At 62.2% G+C, this 16201-nt stretch carries 14 protein-coding genes; 11 read left to right on the top strand and 3 right to left on the bottom strand.

Features of this window, described 5'->3' with window-relative positions; genetic code table 11:
* Positions 1-15: 15 nt before the first annotated feature.
* Complete coding sequence (locus NZ585_05125) at positions 16-588, bottom strand: hypothetical protein (GenBank protein ID MCS7079421.1); 573 nt, start codon at positions 586-588, stop codon at positions 16-18.
* A 36-nt stretch (positions 589-624) separates the two neighbouring features.
* Between NZ585_05125 and NZ585_05120 the strand changes: the two genes are divergently transcribed.
* Complete coding sequence (locus NZ585_05120) at positions 625-819, top strand: hypothetical protein (GenBank protein MCS7079420.1); 195 nt, start codon at positions 625-627, stop codon at positions 817-819.
* A 161-nt stretch (positions 820-980) separates the two neighbouring features.
* Here NZ585_05120 and NZ585_05115 read toward each other — a convergent pair whose 3' ends face one another.
* Positions 981-4058 (bottom strand): TonB-dependent receptor, encoded by a 3078-nt coding sequence (locus NZ585_05115; GenBank protein ID MCS7079419.1) that lies wholly within the window; start codon positions 4056-4058, stop codon positions 981-983.
* On the opposite strand from NZ585_05115, the gene NZ585_05110 reads away from it, so the two are divergent.
* The 6 genes from NZ585_05110 to NZ585_05085 all read left to right on the top strand — a co-directional run bounded on the left by NZ585_05110 (position 4042) and on the right by NZ585_05085 (position 10320).
* Entirely contained in the window at positions 4042-4977 is a 936-nt protein-coding gene (locus NZ585_05110; GenBank protein ID MCS7079418.1) for a hypothetical protein, read from the top strand. The two genes, NZ585_05115 and NZ585_05110, sit on opposite strands and share 17 nt — an antisense overlap.
* Entirely contained in the window at positions 4974-5900 is a 927-nt protein-coding gene (locus NZ585_05105; protein MCS7079417.1) for a hypothetical protein, read from the top strand. Before NZ585_05110 ends, NZ585_05105 begins: the two co-directional genes overlap by 4 nt.
* A 337-nt stretch (positions 5901-6237) precedes the next feature.
* The gene (locus NZ585_05100) at positions 6238-6453 is read left to right on the top strand and encodes a DUF2442 domain-containing protein (protein MCS7079416.1); all 216 of its coding nucleotides are present in this window, start codon (positions 6238-6240) and stop codon (positions 6451-6453) included.
* 66 nt (positions 6454-6519) lie between these two features.
* The gene (locus tag NZ585_05095; protein ID MCS7079415.1) at positions 6520-7284 is read left to right on the top strand and encodes a glycosyltransferase; all 765 of its coding nucleotides are present in this window, start codon (positions 6520-6522) and stop codon (positions 7282-7284) included.
* Positions 7281-8060 carry a glycosyltransferase gene (locus NZ585_05090; protein ID MCS7079414.1) on the top strand — a complete coding sequence of 260 codons (780 nt, stop codon included), beginning with the start codon at positions 7281-7283 and terminating at the stop codon, positions 8058-8060. The genes NZ585_05095 and NZ585_05090 overlap by 4 nt, the downstream gene beginning before the upstream one ends.
* Before the next feature lie 196 nt (positions 8061-8256).
* The gene (locus NZ585_05085; GenBank protein MCS7079413.1) at positions 8257-10320 is read left to right on the top strand and encodes a SurA N-terminal domain-containing protein; all 2064 of its coding nucleotides are present in this window, start codon (positions 8257-8259) and stop codon (positions 10318-10320) included.
* Between the two features lie 100 nt (positions 10321-10420).
* Here the strand turns inward: NZ585_05085 and NZ585_05080 are convergent, their stop codons facing one another.
* Positions 10421-12298 carry a tetratricopeptide repeat protein gene (locus tag NZ585_05080; GenBank protein ID MCS7079412.1) on the bottom strand — a complete coding sequence of 626 codons (1878 nt, stop codon included), beginning with the start codon at positions 12296-12298 and terminating at the stop codon, positions 10421-10423.
* A 365-nt stretch (positions 12299-12663) separates the two neighbouring features.
* On the opposite strand from NZ585_05080, the gene NZ585_05075 reads away from it, so the two are divergent.
* The 4 genes from NZ585_05075 (at position 12664) to hpnE (ending at position 16185) form a co-directional block, all read left to right on the top strand.
* Entirely contained in the window at positions 12664-13908 is a 1245-nt protein-coding gene (locus NZ585_05075) for an acetate kinase (protein ID MCS7079411.1), read from the top strand.
* Positions 13909-14007: 99 nt separating this feature from the next.
* Complete coding sequence (locus NZ585_05070; protein ID MCS7079410.1) at positions 14008-14373, top strand: hypothetical protein; 366 nt, start codon at positions 14008-14010, stop codon at positions 14371-14373.
* 12 nt (positions 14374-14385) lie between these two features.
* A complete protein-coding gene (locus NZ585_05065) occupies positions 14386-14745 on the top strand; it encodes a LysM peptidoglycan-binding domain-containing protein (GenBank protein ID MCS7079409.1) in 360 nt (119 codons plus the stop codon).
* A 63-nt stretch (positions 14746-14808) separates the two neighbouring features.
* Positions 14809-16185, top strand: a complete 1377-nt coding sequence (hpnE, locus tag NZ585_05060) for a hydroxysqualene dehydroxylase HpnE (protein ID MCS7079408.1) — start codon at positions 14809-14811, stop codon at positions 16183-16185.
* Positions 16186-16201 lie beyond the last annotated feature (16 nt).

Raw genomic sequence — 16201 nt, 5'->3', positions numbered from 1 at the left:
CCGGAAACGACTTTTTTACTCAACGATGCCAATAATGTTGGCGACGCCGACTATCTGACCTGCGACAAATTGTTCCTGTTCAGCCAGCCGATTGAGGCACGCTGCGCCTTCCGGCGTCAGGCGCAGTTCGACATTCCGCAGCATCAAGACGCGCCCGCCGATAAGCCGGACAGGAAGCTGCTCCGTCGGCAACGTCACCGTACACAGCGGGAAGGTTTTGTCTAACTCCCCCTCAACGACCAATGTCGCCCACAACAACGGCGACCGACCAATGGCGTCAAGCCGCAGACCGCGTAAATCCACGTCGGCTTTAGGCGTCTCCAGCGCCAGCCCGCCGCGCCAGACCATCACACCACGTCCTGAAGCCAAGTCAAACAGTCCATCCGCCACCGGCAGCGTCAGAGCGTCGCCTTCCGTCGTTGAAGCGCCCACGGCATCGTAGGCGATGCGGGCGCGGCGGAAGGCGCCGCGGAAGGCGTCGTCGAACTGAATCCGAACACGTCCGCCGACAAGGGTATGCACCGCCGTCACCCGTACCGGGCGCGTGCCGCCGTCCTGTTGCGCTTGTCCTGTGGTTGTGAATGGCAAGGCGACGCTCGCACTCAACATCAACACCCAAAAACTGTGACGCCCAAACCGCCAAGCCTTTTCCAATTGCACGCGCAGATTTCTCCCCTTTTCAGCAAAACAGTCTTTGCAAGCTTGCCGATTTCCAAAGTCGGCTGCAAGCCACCAAACCACGGAAATAGCTTCAATCCAGTTGAAAAATCATTTTTACCAGCAGGAACAGTGAGCTGCGATGGTGGCGTGTATGGCTAGAAAACCATTGAGCCTGTCTTCAAGCGCGTTGTCGCAAGCCGGATGCTTTCCGAGGACAATCCGTTGAGTTAGCTCGCCATTTAGAGAGCGCAGTGGGGCTCATCCGCATGCCACGTATGCGGCTCGCTCGGAGAATCCACTGCACCCGCACGGAAGCGACTCTAAAACCGCGTTTTGACACCCATCTGCAACTGCCGCGCACCGAACACGTCGCGCGGTGCGCCGAACTGAAGCAACGGGTTAGGCGGCGCCGCCAAGTTGATACCGCCATACGCCAAGTTTACATCGCGGATGTTGACCCGATTAGCGAGGTTGAACGCATCCAGCGTCACTTCCAGACGGATGCGCTCACCAAGCCGAAAATTACGTCCCAGCCGGATATCCACGGTCGCAAAGCTAGGGCCGCGAAAGCTGTTGCGCGGCAAAAGACCGGGGCGGTCGCTGTTGGGGTTGCCGTCGCCGTTGAAATCGCCCCCGGCGAAGACGTTGAACGGCCGCCCACTCTCCAGCGCCACAACCATCGCGCCCTGCCAGCCGCCCAACCAACCAGTTTGGCGCGGCGACTCCCCGGCAACCGTCGCCGCCAGCCGATGCGTCGCATGCTGCCGCGACAAGAACCGCTCCAGCGTTAGACCCTCCGGATAATCCGCCAAGTTATTGACGGAATCCACGGTCGTGAGCGTCTTTGACCACGTATGCGCGACGGAAAACGACCAGCCGCTGCGCCATGCGCGCCGCACTGCGAAAAAGCCGCCGTGGTAGCCGCTTGCGCCGAGGTTGTCCGTCACAAAGAAATGCCCCAATTCCGCAAATCGCCGCCCGCCAAGGATCGGTTTGCCGGTCGGCAGAACGCCTGTCTGAAAGGCGTTCACATTGCCGGTGTGTCCAGGCAGCTTGAGCGCCAGTACGCGCAGGTAACTCGCCGACCACGCCACCCCAAACGCTTCATACTCGACGCCCAGCGCGATGTGTTGGGCGTAAGGATTGCGCAGGCGGCGGCTAAGGTTGTCCGCGAAACTGGCCGTCGCGCCGCTTTCCGGCGTCGGTAAGGGGAGCGTCCCCGGCGGCAACGCGCTTCCGACCGGGACGCCGTAGCCGGGCGGCGCGTTCGTCGTCCCGCGCAGGAAAATGTCAGCCGCGCGCGCTGCGCCAATCGGCGAGGTCGCCGACGGCGGCCCACCAATTGTCGCCTGCCGAAACCGTCCGGGAAACCGCGCCACATCCGCGAAAAGCTGCTGGGCGGTCGCTACGTCGCCCCGCGAAATCCATTCCGCGCCGAAAATGACCTGCCCGACGCTCGACGCGATCCGGTCAACGAATACCCCGTAGCCCGCCCGGACAACGCCTCGCCCGCCGCTCAAACCCCACGCGACGCCCAGCCGGGGCTGAATGTTGTTCCAGTCCCGCCGGTCAAGGAAGCGGCGCGGGTAGGTCTCCGCGTCGTACCGCAGGCCGTAGGTCACGGTCAGCGCCGGCGTCGCCCGCCACTGATCCTGCGCAAACGCGCCGTAATGCGCGTGCGTCAGACGGGTTCGCACGTTCGGCAGCAGCGCGTCCGGGACGGCTTGCCGGAAGGGAAACGGAATCGGCGGAGCCGTCGTCGCCCCGGTGACAAACGGAAACCAAAACGTGCTCGGCTGCGGGTCGGGCCGCCCATCCGGCGTCCGGTTGAAAAATGCCGGCAGCAGGCCGCCGAAAATGATGCGCGCCGGATAGAACAAATCCCACTGCGCGGCGTCGGCGAGCCGCGACCAGTCGCCGCCGACCTTGACCGTGTGCGCGCCCGTCAACTGCGTGAACGCGCCCGCAAGCTGAAGGCGGTCTTCGCGGTAGTCGTCCACGTCGGAAGTGCTCTTGCCCATCACGATGAGGTTCGGCAGCTCCAGCGCCGGCTCGGCGAAGCGCGGGCGAAAGCTGAAATCCCGGCGCGCCCACTGGCCGCGCAACTCGCCCACGCGCGTCGGCGAAAACGCGACGGTGTAAGCCCCGCTTGTCGTGACATCGGTCGTCCGATTGTCGCGCGCCGTTGTGGACGCCGGGGAAGCCCGCCCGCCCCCGCCCAGAAAGCCGCATGTCGTTCCGACCAGCGCGTTGACGCGCAGCGCCAGCGATTGGCGGTCGTCAGGTCGCCAGTCCAGCCGCCCAAAGCCCAAGTCATAGTCGCCCGTCCGCAACTGGTCGGTTGTCTCCGGCGTTAGGCCGTAGTGCCGACGAACCCGATTGATTGCTTCAAGGTTGGCAAAGATAACCTGCGAAAAGCGGTTCGACTCCGCGCGTCTTTGCCCTTCGTAACTCGTGAAGAAAAACAGCCGGTCGCGCTTGAGCGGCCCGCCGAGCGTCGCGCCGAACTGATGCTGGCGCAACACCGGGCGTGGCCCCGCCAGCAATGGGCGCGCGTTGACGGCGTCGTTGATGACAAAGGCGTACAGGCTGCCGCGCCGGTCGTTCGTTCCCGATTTGGTCAGGATGTTGACAAAGCCGCTGAGCGAGCGCCCGTACTCGCTTTCAAACGTCGCGTTGGCGACGCGAAAAGCCTCAACGGCCTCGGTTGAAGGCGTCGCGCGCGGCAGGCCCGTCACGGTCTGGACGTGATCCAGCCCGTCAAGCTGGACGAGCGTGTTGAGTTCGGTCTGGCCGCCGAAGGCGATGCGCGGCGCAGCCGCCGCGCCGACGCCGATGTCCGGCTCTTTGAACGGCCCGCCGCCGACATTTTCCCGTCCGGGCGTCACGCCCGGCGAAAGCTTGACCAAATCCACAAAGTTGCGTCCGGCCAGCGGCAGCGTTTGAATCTCGCGCTCGCCGACGGCGCGGCTGAGGCCCGGATTGGTCGTTTCGAGCGCAACCGCATCGGCGCGCACTTCGGCGTCAAACACCGCTGTCGGCAGGAGCGTCAGCGGCAGTTCGCGTTGTTCATCAAGGCTAAGGGTGACAAGCGTTTCGGTGGCGACGCCCAGCGCCGGACGCCGCGCCGTCACCCGGTAGGTCGTCGGTGCCAGCGCCGTGAACGCATAGCGCCCGCGGGCGTCCGTGGCGACTTCCCGAACAACGTTGCGCCGCGTATCGTGAACCGTCACCATCGCCCCGGCGACCGGCGAACCTTGGTCGTCCACAACAACGCCGGTCAGCGTCGCCAAGGTGGATTGCGCCGGCGTCCCTGAACTAAGGAGCGAGACAATCAGCAAAGCCGCCGCAGCGAGGCGCCGCCGGATGCGGCGGAGAGGCATGCATATCGTGGGCATAGACATCATCTACAGCCATACCAACAACTGGTATCACGCGGATTTCGCCCGGCGGCTCTACACCGACCTACCCGCCGACCTGCGCGCAACGACGCGCCTGCTCAACGTGGTTGAATGGCTTGCCGGCGAGTCGCATGAGCACGTTGTCGTCGTCAACTGGGAGGAAGTCGTCCGCGAGCCGATGCTTGGCGGACGAGTCTCGCAGCTTTGCGCGCGTCTGGCCGCCGCCTCCCGCCGAACGCTGCTTTCCGCCGAGTGCGTCGGCACGGAATGGTTCGACAAACAGTTCGCCGAAGGCGTCGCGTGGACGGAACTCATCGAAGTCGGGTGGTTCGGCTACCCGCTACCGGAAGCGTACCGCGGCTTACCCTATCACGTCCTTGGGACGGTAGCGACGCGCGCCGAGCTGGACGACTTCGCCCGCCGCCGCGCTGCGTTATCGGCGGGCGACGACGACCGGCCCATCCCGTGGGCGCTGGTCGGCATGCGGACGCCGGCCCGCATCGCGTTCGCGCAGGAACTCGTCCGCCGGCGGCCAGACGGCTTTCTCCTGCTGACTGAGGCTGGCCCGGCGCGGCCGGGCAGCGGACGCCTCACCCAAGACGGCCTGGAACGTCTGCTTCAGCGCACGCAGCTTTACATCTGGCGCGCGCAGCACCCGTTTCCATACTTTGAGACCTTTCGCGTCCACGACGCGCTGCGCTGCGGCGCATTGCCCGTCAAGATTGACCCCGACCATGTGGCTTGTTTTGCCACCGCGCCCTGTGTCTTCTCCTCGCTTGACGCACTTGAAGAAGCCTTGCAAAGCCGAGGACGGGCGGCGTTGCTGGCGGCGACCTACGCGGCGGCGCTGGCGCGTCCGTCCCTTGGCGAGGCCTTTGCCGCCATCCTTGCCAGAAACGCAGACGCAAACTCATGACCGTTTCTCAAACCGACATCGTGTACAGCGCCGCGACGGACTGGTTTTACGCCGATTTGGCGCAGCGGCTGTGGCGCGATCTGCCGCCCGCGCTACGCGAGCATACGCGCCTCTGGGACGCGCCCGCCTGGCTCGCCGCGCCGACCGCGCCGCGCGTCGTCGTCGTCAACTGGGTTGAGACCGTGAACGATCCGCGTCTGTCCCGCGCGGACGCCGACGCGCTTATGTCAAAGGTCAATAGCGCGCCGGAGCGCGTTCTGCTGGTTGCGGAGTGCGTGGGAACCATTTGGTTCCAGCGGCAGTTGGACGGCCCTGACTGGACGACCATCCTTGATCTGGGCCGGCAACCGCAGGCGTCGCCGGAAAGCGTCGCTTCAAACGTCTATCGCTTTCTGCGCTACGCGCCGACGGAAGCCGAAAAAGGCAAGCTGATGAGCGTCCGCGCTCTGCCGCCGGAAGCTTTTAACCGGCGACCCATACCGTGGGCGGTCGTGGGTGGGCTGACGCCAGAGCGGGCTACGCTGGTGGCGGCGCTTGCCGATTGGCGGCCGAACGGACTGGCGTTCCTGCCGCCAGGCGAGCCGTTTCAGGTACGCGCCGACCGCGGCCGACTGGGCAAGGCGCAGTTGGAGCGCGTCCTCGAAAAGACGCAGTTTTACGTCTGGGTCTCACACCACGAGCATCCGTATTTTGAGTCGTTCCGTGCGCTGGACGCCTTGCTTGCCGGGGCCTGTCCGGTCAAGCTTGACGCGCGCTACGCCGCAGCGTTACGACCTCTCGGCGGTGTTTTGGCTTCAATAGACGAGCTGCGTAACTTCGCAGCGACCGACGAGCCATGGCGGCTGGTTGTCCGCCTGTGCGACGAGTGGCTTGAGCAGCCGAGTTTGGGGACGGCCTTTGCGGCGCTGTGGCGACGGGATTGAAAGTATCTTTGAGAAGTTGAGTCGTCTATGCCGACGGCGTTACGTCTTGGGCCGTACCGTTTTGACTTCTAGTCAAACAATTGCAGCGAGCTGCCTCACGTCCACGTAAGTGAAAACATGAGCGCCAAGTTCTGACTTGACCCTGACGTTGTGCTGGTCAAGAGTCATGGCTATAGCCGAAAGAGTTACGGGACATTGAACCCATCATTCGAGAGAATATTGATAAGGCTACGACATGGATGGGCTGCTTTCTGCGGCGGCAATCTTCACTCCGCCTAGAATCACCAACGTTCAAGTTACCGACGATACGCTCTCTATAGATTAAGATGAGCGGGCCATCGCCGTGCCGATTGCCTGGCATCCTCGCTTGGCGCATGGAACGCCCGAAGAGCGCGCCTGTTTCCAAATCAGCGGCGCAGGCTACGGCATCCACTGGCCGGAGCTTGACGAGGACATAGGCATTGAAGGCTTATTGTTGGGGCGAAGGTTAGAGGAAAGCCCCGCCTCCTTCGAGCGATGGCTTCAGCGGCGTAAGCAAGTAAGGAACAGTTGAGCAGTAGCGGCATCTGCGCGCTGCCTATGGGAGTTTTTTCCACGATCTGAAAGTGAAACGGCGCTCATGTCAAAACGCGCGGGCGTTTCCATCCTCGTTCCGAACTGGAATCATCGCTATTGCCTGCCCCGCGCCATCCGGTCGGCGTTCGCCGGCATGCGGCGACTTCAGGCGCGCGGTGTCGCCTGCGAGTTGCTCATCGTGGACGACGCCTCGCGGGACGGCTCGCAAAAATACCTGTTCCATCTGGCGGCGCAGTACCCCGACCTCGCAACGCGCGTCGTATGGCTTGAAAAAAACGGCGGGCTGGGCGCGGCGCGTAACGTCGGGCTGACGCAAGCCGCCTATCGCCACGCCTGCCTGCTCGACGCCGACAATGAACTCGAACCGGAAAACCTGTGGCTTTTCTATCGCGCCGCCCTTGAAACCGATGCGGCGCTGACCTACGGCAACCTCATCGTCCTGGGCGACGGCCAGCCTGACCTGCTCTCCAATGAAACCCTGCACGCGCGCGTGTATCGGCAGAACTACGTGGACAGCTTTGCCCTGCTGGACGCACACGCAGCGCTGGCGGCCGGTGGCTACGTCACGACGCGCGGGCTACTTGAGGACTGGGAACTCCTGATGCGCCTGCTGGCGCGCAACGCCCGCGTGGTGTTCGTCCCGGCGGTGTTCGGGTACTACCACCGGTCGCCGGGTTCGCTGCATACGGTCGCGCCGGAGGCGTTGGCCCATCGCCTGCGGCGCATATTCGACCAAGACGAGCTGCGCAGCCGCGAAGGGCGGCTCATCGGGCGGATGTACCATCCCGCCGTGGGGTGGCTGGCATGACGCAACTTTCTAAGGCGGACGGCGTCACCATCGGCATGGCGAACTGGAATCACCGGCTGTTTCTGCCGCGCAGTTTGGCGTCGGCTCGCCGCTCTCTGCGCGCCCTTGCCGCACAGGGGGTCGCCGGAGAAGTCGTCGTCGTGGACGACGCTTCGCGGGACGGCTCGGTTGAATGGCTCGCACACGCGAGCGCTGCCTTGACCGACATTACCTTGCACGTTGTCTTTCAGCCGGAACAGCAGGGGCCGGCCGCAGCCCGCAACCGCATCTTGCAGATGGCGCGTTATCGCTACATCTGCTGGCTCGACGCCGACAATGAACTCCTCGGCGACAATTTGTTTTTGTTCGTCCGCGCCATCCGCGACACCGGCGCGGCCGTCGTCTACGGCAACCTCGTCGTCCGCGAGGAAGGGCGCGTGACGGGACTCCGGTCAAATCTGGCCTATCGGTCGTCGCTCTTTCATACGAACGAAGTTGACTTGTGCAGCCTGTGCGATGCTTATCAACTGCTTCAGTGCGGCGGCTTCCAAACCGACTCTGCCGTCAACAGCAACGAAGACTGGGAACTATTTCTGCATTTGGTTGAGGACGGGCGGATGCTGGTCTTCGTGCCAGCCGTCCTTGGGACGTACTATGTCCGGCGGCAGTCGTTGTCATACGGCTATACGCCGCCGAACGCTGTCGTCCGCCGCATGCATGACCACCAGCACCACCGCAGTCTGGAAGGACGACTGCTAGGTCGCGCCTATCACCCAGACATCGGCTGGCTGGTTTGACGGCCAGATAACCATGGGCGCAGTTTTCAAGTAAGCCGAAAAGTCCGCGCCCTCAAACGCAAACCGAACATCGGCGCCTGCTACGGCGACCACCGCCTAAAACACCAATTGCGCTCATACGGGGAATTCAGTACCCTCGCAGGCTTCACTTGCTGCACGGGCAGCTGCGACACCACGCAAGGACTGTTCGACGCCCATGGCTCAATCCAAAACGTCAATTGCGATTCGTTCCTCGCTCAAATCCCGCCGCACCCTGCTGATTGCCATCATCTGCTTTCTAGGGTTCATCATGGTTTTGGCGTACTCGCTGCCGTCACGGTCACTGTTTGGTGCGAGCGGCCCAAAAACTGTCCAACCCGTTCCCGAAGATACGGTTATTGCGCGTGTCGGCAACCGGACGGTGACGGCCAAGGAATACACCGAATCGCTGAACAATCTCGTCGGCATGTATCGCCGCTACGCAGCGCAACTGACTTCCGGCAGCGCCAACTTCCCGCTGAGCATCCAGCAACTCCGGCAGCAGGGTAGCGACCGCGCAATTTTGCAGCAGTTGATCCGGCGGCGCATCATCGAACTGGAAGCTGAGCGACTCGGCTTGACGGCTACGGAAGGGGAAATCCAGCAGCGCTTGCGCGAGCAGTTCCGTGATGAAAACGGACGCTTCATCGGTGTTGAGAAGTATAAAAAGCAACTGGCACGGATGGGAACCAACTACGTGGCGTTTGAGCGTGATTTAGCCTACACAATCTTGGAAGAAAAGCTGCGCAACTTCATCACCAGCGGCGTACAGGTTTCGCAACGTGAAGCGGAAGAAGAGTATCGCCGTCAAAATACACGCTTTGAGCTGAGCTACGTCACACTAGCGGCTTCTGACTTCGAGAAAGAAGTCGCCGAGCCTACAGAGGAAGAGCTACGCACATACTTTGACGCCCACAAAGAAGATTTCCGCTTCACAAAGGACCGGCGCAAAGTGCGCTACATCTACGTTAGTCAGGACAAGGCGGCGGAAATCATTCCGGTGTCCGATGAGGAACTCCAAAGGGAATATGACCCGAACAAACAGGTGAAGACGATTCGAGTCAGCCAGATTGTCCTCAAAGTACTGACACCCAAAGACGAAGACAAAGTACTCCAGAAGGCGAATGATCTGGTCGCACGCGCACGCGGTAAGGAGGGCGTCCCAGCGGAAGACTTTGCGGCGCTGGCGCGGGGCAACTCACAGGATACGGCGACAGCTCCCAAAGGCGGCGACCTGGGCGTTATCGAACGGGCCAACGTCAAGCCCAATGACCCGGTTGAAGCGGCCTTCAGTCTAGGCGTCGGCGAAGTTAGCGACCCCGTCCGACGCGGCAATGCCTTCTACATCTTCAAGGTGTTTGACCGTACGGTAAAGACGTTTGAGGAAGCTAAGCCGGGATTGCTCGCCATCGTTCGCAATCGGTTATCCTACGCCAAGGCGTCGCAAATCGCCGACGAAGCTGTCTCGTTGCTGTCACGGACGCGAAACTTTGATGAAACCGCCGCAACAATCGCCACCAAACTCAAACTCAAGCCGGAAGAGGTTAAGCGCGAAACACCGTTCTTTATGCCGGGCGATGATGTTCCTGAAATCGGCAGCAACCCTTCGTTTGAAGAGAAAACATCGGCACTGACTGAGCCAAACGAAGTTGGGGAAAAGGTTGGGATTCGCGGCGGGTTTGCGGTTCCGCAGTTGGTCGAAATCAAGAAGCCGGGTGACGCGACATTAGATGAGGTCCGCGATAAGGTTATTGCTAAGGTCAAGCAGGAAAAAGCCCTGCAAAAGGCTTATGACCGCGCTAAGCAACTGATCGCCGCCGCGAAAAACGCCGCCGGCCTCAAGGCCGCCGCTGAAGCGATGAAGCTCAAGGTTCAGGAAATCAAAGATTTCAATGACACCGCCTACTTGGACAACAAGTCCTTTCCGGCGGCGTTTCCTAACGCCGAAAAGGTCAAGGTGGGCGAACTTATTCCGATGCCGCTTTACGCCGCCCGCAACGCCGCGCCGACAGTGGCGGTCGTCGCCGTGACGGCGCGGAAGGACGCCGATTTGACGAAGTTCGCCGAACAACGCAAACAAATCTTTGATCGTTTGCGCGGCGACCGCGCCAACAACCTGTTCGAGACTTACATTGACAGCGTCAAAGCGCGGATGAAGGAGAGCGGTCAGCTTCGGGTTGACCGTGCGCTGGCGGAACGGGTGGTCGTCGCGGCCGCCGCCAATGAACCGCCGGCGAATTAGGTGTGGCTAAACGACTTCTGGCTGCCCGCTTCTGTTCCTCGCTGCTCCCCACAGGCAGGCGCAAGCCCGATGTGAGACAGCAAGGGGCGCACTCCGCCGACTACCGGCCGCCGGCGGCGCGGATGGCGTTGATAATCTCGATGTCACCCTGCCGTACGGCCAAGTTGTAGGCCGAGAGTCCTGAACGATTCCGCAGATTCACGTCCGGCCGTCGCGCTAGAATTGCTCGCACCGCCGCCCGATGGCCGCGGTCGGCAGCGTGCATGAGCGCCGTCATGCCGTCCTCGTCCTGAAGATTGACGGTTGCGCCGCTGCGCGCCAGCAGCGCCGTCACGCACGCGATGTCGCCGGTACGCGCAGCGTACATCAACGCCGTCCTGCCGTGCATATCGGTTGCGTCAGTGTCGGCCTGCGCTTGCAGCAACACCTGCACGATGCGCCCGAAGCCGGCCTCGGCCGCCGTCATCAGCGCCGTCATGCCGTTGGCGGCGACAATGTTGGGCGACATACCTTGCTGAAGCATTTGTCGAACACGCGCTTCGTTGCCGTCGCGCACGGCGCGTAGGAAATCCAGCGCCTGCTGGTTGCCGATGCTCGAAACGGCATTGGCGGGCGGACGGCCTGCGCTGGCAGGCGGCCGCGTACGTAGCAAGCCGCCGGTCGCCGGCTCGTCGTCGTAGGGCGGCGGGTCTTGGTTTGGAATCGGACGGTTGCGCGGCGGCGTGCCGCTTGGCGGAGAGGGGGCGGCGGCGTCTCCCTCTGAGTCACTGACCGGCGGCTGAACAGGCGCACGACGCGGTCGACCGCCAGCTGTAGGCGAGCTTTGCGGCAGGTCGCTTGGCGCAGGGTCACGCCGTGTTGTCTGCGGCGGCGGCTCGTCACGGGGCGGCGGCGGTGGCGGCGCAATTTGCGCAGCGACATCCTCGGCGGCCTTGCCGTAAACGGCCTTCTGCCCGACATCGAGCGCGAAGCACCGCTTGAAATCCGCGTCGGCGGCTGCTAGCTGCGCCAGCTCGCGGTACGTCATCGCGCGGTAGCAGAAAACCTTGCCGGTGTTAGGGTCAAGTTCAATGGCGCGGTCGAAGTCGGCTTTGGCGAGGGCGTAGTCCTTGACTTGGAAGCGAGCAAAGCCACGCCCGACGTAGCCGCGCGCGTTGTTGGGGGCAAGTCGTACGAGTTCATCGAAGTCCTTGACGGCGCGATCAAAGCGTTTGAGTTCGATGTTGGCCTGACCGCGATAGGCGAGGATGTCTTGATTGTTCGGCTCGGCGTTCAGAACGACATTGAAATCAGCGATGGCGCGTTCGTACTGGCCCTGTCCATAGAGCAGGACGCCCCGCGCCGTCCGCGCGCGGACGTTATTCGGCTCAAGTAGCAAGGCCTGTTCAAAATCAGCCAGCGCCCGCTGGGTGTCCTTTTTGGCGTTGTAGGCGTCGCCGCGATAAACCAGCCACAACGTCTCGCGCGGACTGGCCTTGATGGCGGCGTCAAAGTCGCGGATGGCGTCGTCGTACTGGGCAAGTGCAAAGTGACACAGCCCACGGTAGCCGAAAATGGTCGTCGCTTTGGGGTCGAGTTTGAGCGCTTCGTTATAGTCCTTGACAGCCTCGGTGTATTCGCCCATTTCGTAGAGCGTCAGTGCGCGATTTTCATAGGCTTTGGCGTAGTTAGGGCGCAGTTGGATGGCGCGGTTGAAATCTTGCCGCGCCTCTTCGCGGCGGCCGAGCGCCCGGTAGGCGAACCCGCGCCAGTTGTGGGCTTCAGGAAAATCGGACTTACGCTCGATGGCCTGGGTGTAGAAGCGGATGGCTTCTTCATAGCGGCCGGCGGATAGCGCCTGATTGCCTTGGTTGTAAGCGGCGATCGCATCAGGCGCGGCGGCGGTTGTTCCTTGCGCGGCGGATTGTGGGGCGGTCAGGACGCCGTCGCCCGGCGTCCCGATCCACAGAACAGCGCATAGGATGGTCATAGCACGCATGGCGGTGGTTCCTCGTGTGGGGATGGCGTTCCTTGTCAGGAAGGGTTGCGTCGTTGTGCTCAGTGAACGCTTGGACGGCGACGGAGCGGCATGGCGACGCCACCGGACGCCGAAACGTTGCCCTTCGAGCGGGCCAGCCCATGCTACCACCAGTGAGGAACGTTCAGCGCAGCGCCGATAGGCGGCAAACAAAACTTCAAAGCCGGGGCAAGCCAAATGTGTGGGTAAAAGCGTCCTTACCCTTGTGCGCCAAAAACGGTCGCCTTGCCCTATCTACTGCCGTAAGGTCACACTCACTTCAAGTGATGCCATTAGGCTCAAGGGTAGGCGGCCATCAACTCTGCAGCTTTCCGTGAGGCTCTACGATGAACATTCTTGTTCTCAACTGCGGCAGTTCTTCCGTCAAATTCCAAATCATCGCCACTGACCTCCACGCCATCGAACACAACGCCGACCGGCGGCTTGCCGCCGGCGTTGTCGAACGTATCGGTGGCGAGGCCGTTCTGACCTTCCGCGTGGACAGCAAGGTTTCTCGCCAAACCGCCCCTGTCCGCGATCACCGGCAGGCAATCGAGCAAATCCTGCGCTGGGCCTGTTCCAGCGATTCTGGCATTGCCGAAGTCCAGAGCATTTCCGATATTCACGCCGTCGGGCACCGCGTCGCCCATGGCGGCGAATGCTTTACCAGCTCCACGCTGATTACTGACGACGTCATTCGCGGCATCGAAGCCTGTATTGACCTTGCCCCACTCCACAACCCAGCGAACCTGAAAGGCATCCGCGCCAGCACTGAAGTCTTTGGCCCTGGCTTCCCACAGGTCGCCGTCTTTGACACGGCTTTTCACCAAACCCTCCCGGAAACGGCATACCTCTACGCTCTCCCCTACCAACTCTACCGCCGCCACCGATTACGCCGGTACGGGTTTCACGGCACATCGTTTCGCTATGTCGCCTTTCGCTACCGTCAAATCACTGGCAAATCCCGTGAAGATACCAACATTGTCGCCCTCCACTTAGGGAACGGCTGCTCGGCCTGCGCCATCAAAGCTGGTGCGTCGGTAGATACCTCCATGGGCTTCACGCCGCTTGAAGGTCTGATGATGGGGACGCGCAGCGGCGACCTCGACCCCTCAATTGTGGACTTCCTCGAAATGAAGGAAGGTTTCACGGCGCGCGAAATCGAAGCTCTCCTCAACAAACAGTCAGGGCTGCTCGGCATATCGGGCCTCACCAACGACATGCGCGACCTGTTGGACGAAATCCGTGAACACGACGACCGCCGCGCTAAACTCGCCGTCAGTATGTTTTGCTACCGCGCGAAGAAGTACATCGGTGCGTATCTCGCCGCCATGAACGGCGCAGACGCCGTGGTCTTCACCGGCGGGATTGGAGAAAACTCAGCGGAAGTACGCGCCCGGATTTGCGACGGTTTGGATTGGTTTGGACTAGTTCTTGACCCCGCCCGCAACCATGAGTGCGTCAACCGCCGTGAAGGTCTGATTAGTCAGGACGGCGCGCGGCTGGCCGTTTACGTCATTCCGACTGACGAGGAACTGCTCATCGCCCGCGATACGGCGCGGTGTGTGGCAGGTGCGCCCAATCCCTATTAGAGCCGCCCACTCCCATCTTACCGCTGGGCTGGCGCCAAGAGGGTATGGTAGGCTCGCGCTCCCACAGCCATCACCAGTTTTAGGAGATTTAGCCCGCGCATGGTACGCCACCGCAGTTTCACAACAGCCTGCCTAGGCTTGGCGCTGGCCGCCGGTGTAATGGTCTCAACCGGTTGCACTTCGGAAGAGAAAAAACCGGCCGCGCCGCCGCCCGCCCAACAACAGCCGCCGCCGCCACCGCCGCCGCCAGAGCCGCCCAAACCGTCGCCGGAAGACATCCAGCTCAAGAGCGCCGTCGAAGCTGCACTCATGAAGGAGAAATTCACCAGCGTCGCCGTCACGGTCCTGAACGGCGAAGTCACTGTCAAGGGGACGGTGCCGAAAGGCAAGAAAGCTGCCGCGCTGGCTGCCGTCGGTTCGGCCAAACCGAAGAAAGTCAACTCCGCCGAACTGGTGGAGCAATAGGAGGGCGCTACGATGTCCGCAACCGAGAAATACCGTTCGCTCATTGACATGGCGCACCAGCACGGCGTGTCAAACTTTTCCGCTTCGGAAGCCAACGGCGTGCTGACGCTTTCCGGCTCCACGACGGCGGAAGTCAAGCAAAAACTCCTTGAGGCTTGGCAAATCATTGACCCTTCGCTTAGCGCCGGCGATCTCGTTTTTGCGATTACGGATGACGGCGGCGGGCGGACTTACACGGTCAAGGCCGGCGACACGTTGAGCAAGATCGCTGCACAGTACGGGACGACGTGGCAGAAAATTTATGAACACAACCGGGACACCATCAAAGACCCCGACCTCATTTATCCCGGACAGGTCATCCGTATCCCGTAGGTCGGACGTAGATCGTGGTCACACAGGCGCGTCCCAGCGGCACGCCTTTTCCTTTCCGCCCCGATGACAGCGCCTTGGGAATGCATCGTGATTGGCGGTGGCTTCGCCGGGCTGGCGGCGGCGACAGCGCTGGCCGAACAAGGTGTGCGCGTACTGGTGCTTGAGCGCCGTCCTCGCCTCGGCGGCCGCGCCTATTCGCTGCGGGACGAACCCACCGGTGACACGGTGGACAACGGCCAGCACCTGATGATGGGCTGCTACCACGAGACGCTGCGCTTTCTGGAACGGATCGGCAGCCGACACCTCGTACGCGCCTTTGATGCGCCGCGCGTAGATTTCCTTGCGCCGGACGGCGCGGCGTCATTCATCTGTCCGCCGCTGCCCGCGCCGCTGCACATGGTGGCTGGACTGCTCCGTTTGGGTGGGCTGTCGCCGGCCGATAAGCTGGGGACGCTGCGCGTCGGGTGGAATCTTTTGCGCGCCAAGCAGAACTATCGCGCCCGCTACGCGGAGGCGACGGTCGCTGACTGGCTGCGCGACTGTCGGCAGTCGCCGCGCATGCGGAAACGATTTTGGGATCCGCTTGTCACCGCCACGCTGAATGAGTCGCCGGAGCGCGCCGCCGCCGTCCTGCTCATGCGCGTCCTGCATCAGGGCTTCGGCGGAAGTTTTGACGACTCAAAGCTGGTCTTTCCAACCGTTGGTTTGAGCGAGTTGTACGTCGAGCAGGCGCGGCGCTTCATTGAAGCGCGCGGCGGCGCGGTACGGTTACAGGCCGCCGTCAAAACGGTGCGCGTCGAGCGCGGACGCTTTACCGGCGTTGTTTTGGCGAATGGGGAAGCTATTCCGGCCGCCGCCTGCATTAGCAGCGCCCCGCCGCACGATGTCGCCAAGTACGCCGGTGAACTCGTTCCGAACGCCGCTCGGCTGACCAGTTCGCCGATTGTATCGGTCAACCTATGGTTTGACCGGCCGATCTTTGACGCGCCGTTTGTTGGTCTCATCGGGACGACCATCCAGTGGGTTTTCAATAAGCGGGCGTTCACGACGCCGGTCTCCGGCTTACACCATCTCGCACTGGTCGTCAGCGCCGCTTACGACATCGCCCACATGCCGGCTAAAGACTTGATTAATCTGGCTTTAGACGATTTAAAGCGGGTTACGTCAAAGGTCAATAAGGCGCAACTAGTTCACGCGCGGGTTATCAAGGAGCAGCAAGCGACTTTTTCGGCGACGCCCGCAGCGGAAAGCCTCCGTCCGCCGCACAAGATTGGCGTTGCAAGGTTTTACTTGGCTGGCGACTGGACGAATACGGAACTGCCCGCCACAATTGAGAGCGCTGTGACGAGTGGCCACGCCTGCGCCGCCCACGTCATAGCCAATTTGCGCGCGACGCTCCCTGAAACCGCCAAGTCAGTGGCGCGCTGCGCCGCTGGCTGAACGCGCACCCGTCGAG

The organism is Chloracidobacterium sp., from assembly GCA_025057975.1.
In the GTDB taxonomy this organism is placed as follows: Bacteria; Acidobacteriota; Blastocatellia; order Chloracidobacteriales; family Chloracidobacteriaceae; genus Chloracidobacterium.
Note: the sequence above shows the minus strand (reverse complement) of the source record. Positions and strands in the feature narration are given on the sequence as shown.

What these genes read in the sequence shown, in the direction of transcription:
- NZ585_05110 (MCS7079418.1), top strand. Translation starts at nt 4,042, where the DNA reads ATGCATATCGTGGGCATAGACATCATCTACAGCCATACCAACAACTGG.
- NZ585_05115 (MCS7079419.1), bottom strand. Translation starts at nt 4,058, where the DNA reads ATGCCCACGATATGCATGCCTCTCCGCCGCATCCGGCGGCGCCTCGCT.
- NZ585_05105 (MCS7079417.1), top strand. Translation starts at nt 4,974, where the DNA reads ATGACCGTTTCTCAAACCGACATCGTGTACAGCGCCGCGACGGACTGG.
- NZ585_05095 (MCS7079415.1), top strand. Translation starts at nt 6,520, where the DNA reads ATGTCAAAACGCGCGGGCGTTTCCATCCTCGTTCCGAACTGGAATCAT.
- NZ585_05090 (MCS7079414.1), top strand. Translation starts at nt 7,281, where the DNA reads ATGACGCAACTTTCTAAGGCGGACGGCGTCACCATCGGCATGGCGAAC.
- NZ585_05085 (MCS7079413.1), top strand. Translation starts at nt 8,257, where the DNA reads ATGGCTCAATCCAAAACGTCAATTGCGATTCGTTCCTCGCTCAAATCC.
- NZ585_05080 (MCS7079412.1), bottom strand. Translation starts at nt 12,298, where the DNA reads ATGCGTGCTATGACCATCCTATGCGCTGTTCTGTGGATCGGGACGCCG.
- NZ585_05075 (MCS7079411.1), top strand. Translation starts at nt 12,664, where the DNA reads ATGAACATTCTTGTTCTCAACTGCGGCAGTTCTTCCGTCAAATTCCAA.
- NZ585_05070 (MCS7079410.1), top strand. Translation starts at nt 14,008, where the DNA reads ATGGTACGCCACCGCAGTTTCACAACAGCCTGCCTAGGCTTGGCGCTG.
- NZ585_05065 (MCS7079409.1), top strand. Translation starts at nt 14,386, where the DNA reads ATGTCCGCAACCGAGAAATACCGTTCGCTCATTGACATGGCGCACCAG.
- hpnE (MCS7079408.1), top strand. Translation starts at nt 14,809, where the DNA reads ATGACAGCGCCTTGGGAATGCATCGTGATTGGCGGTGGCTTCGCCGGG.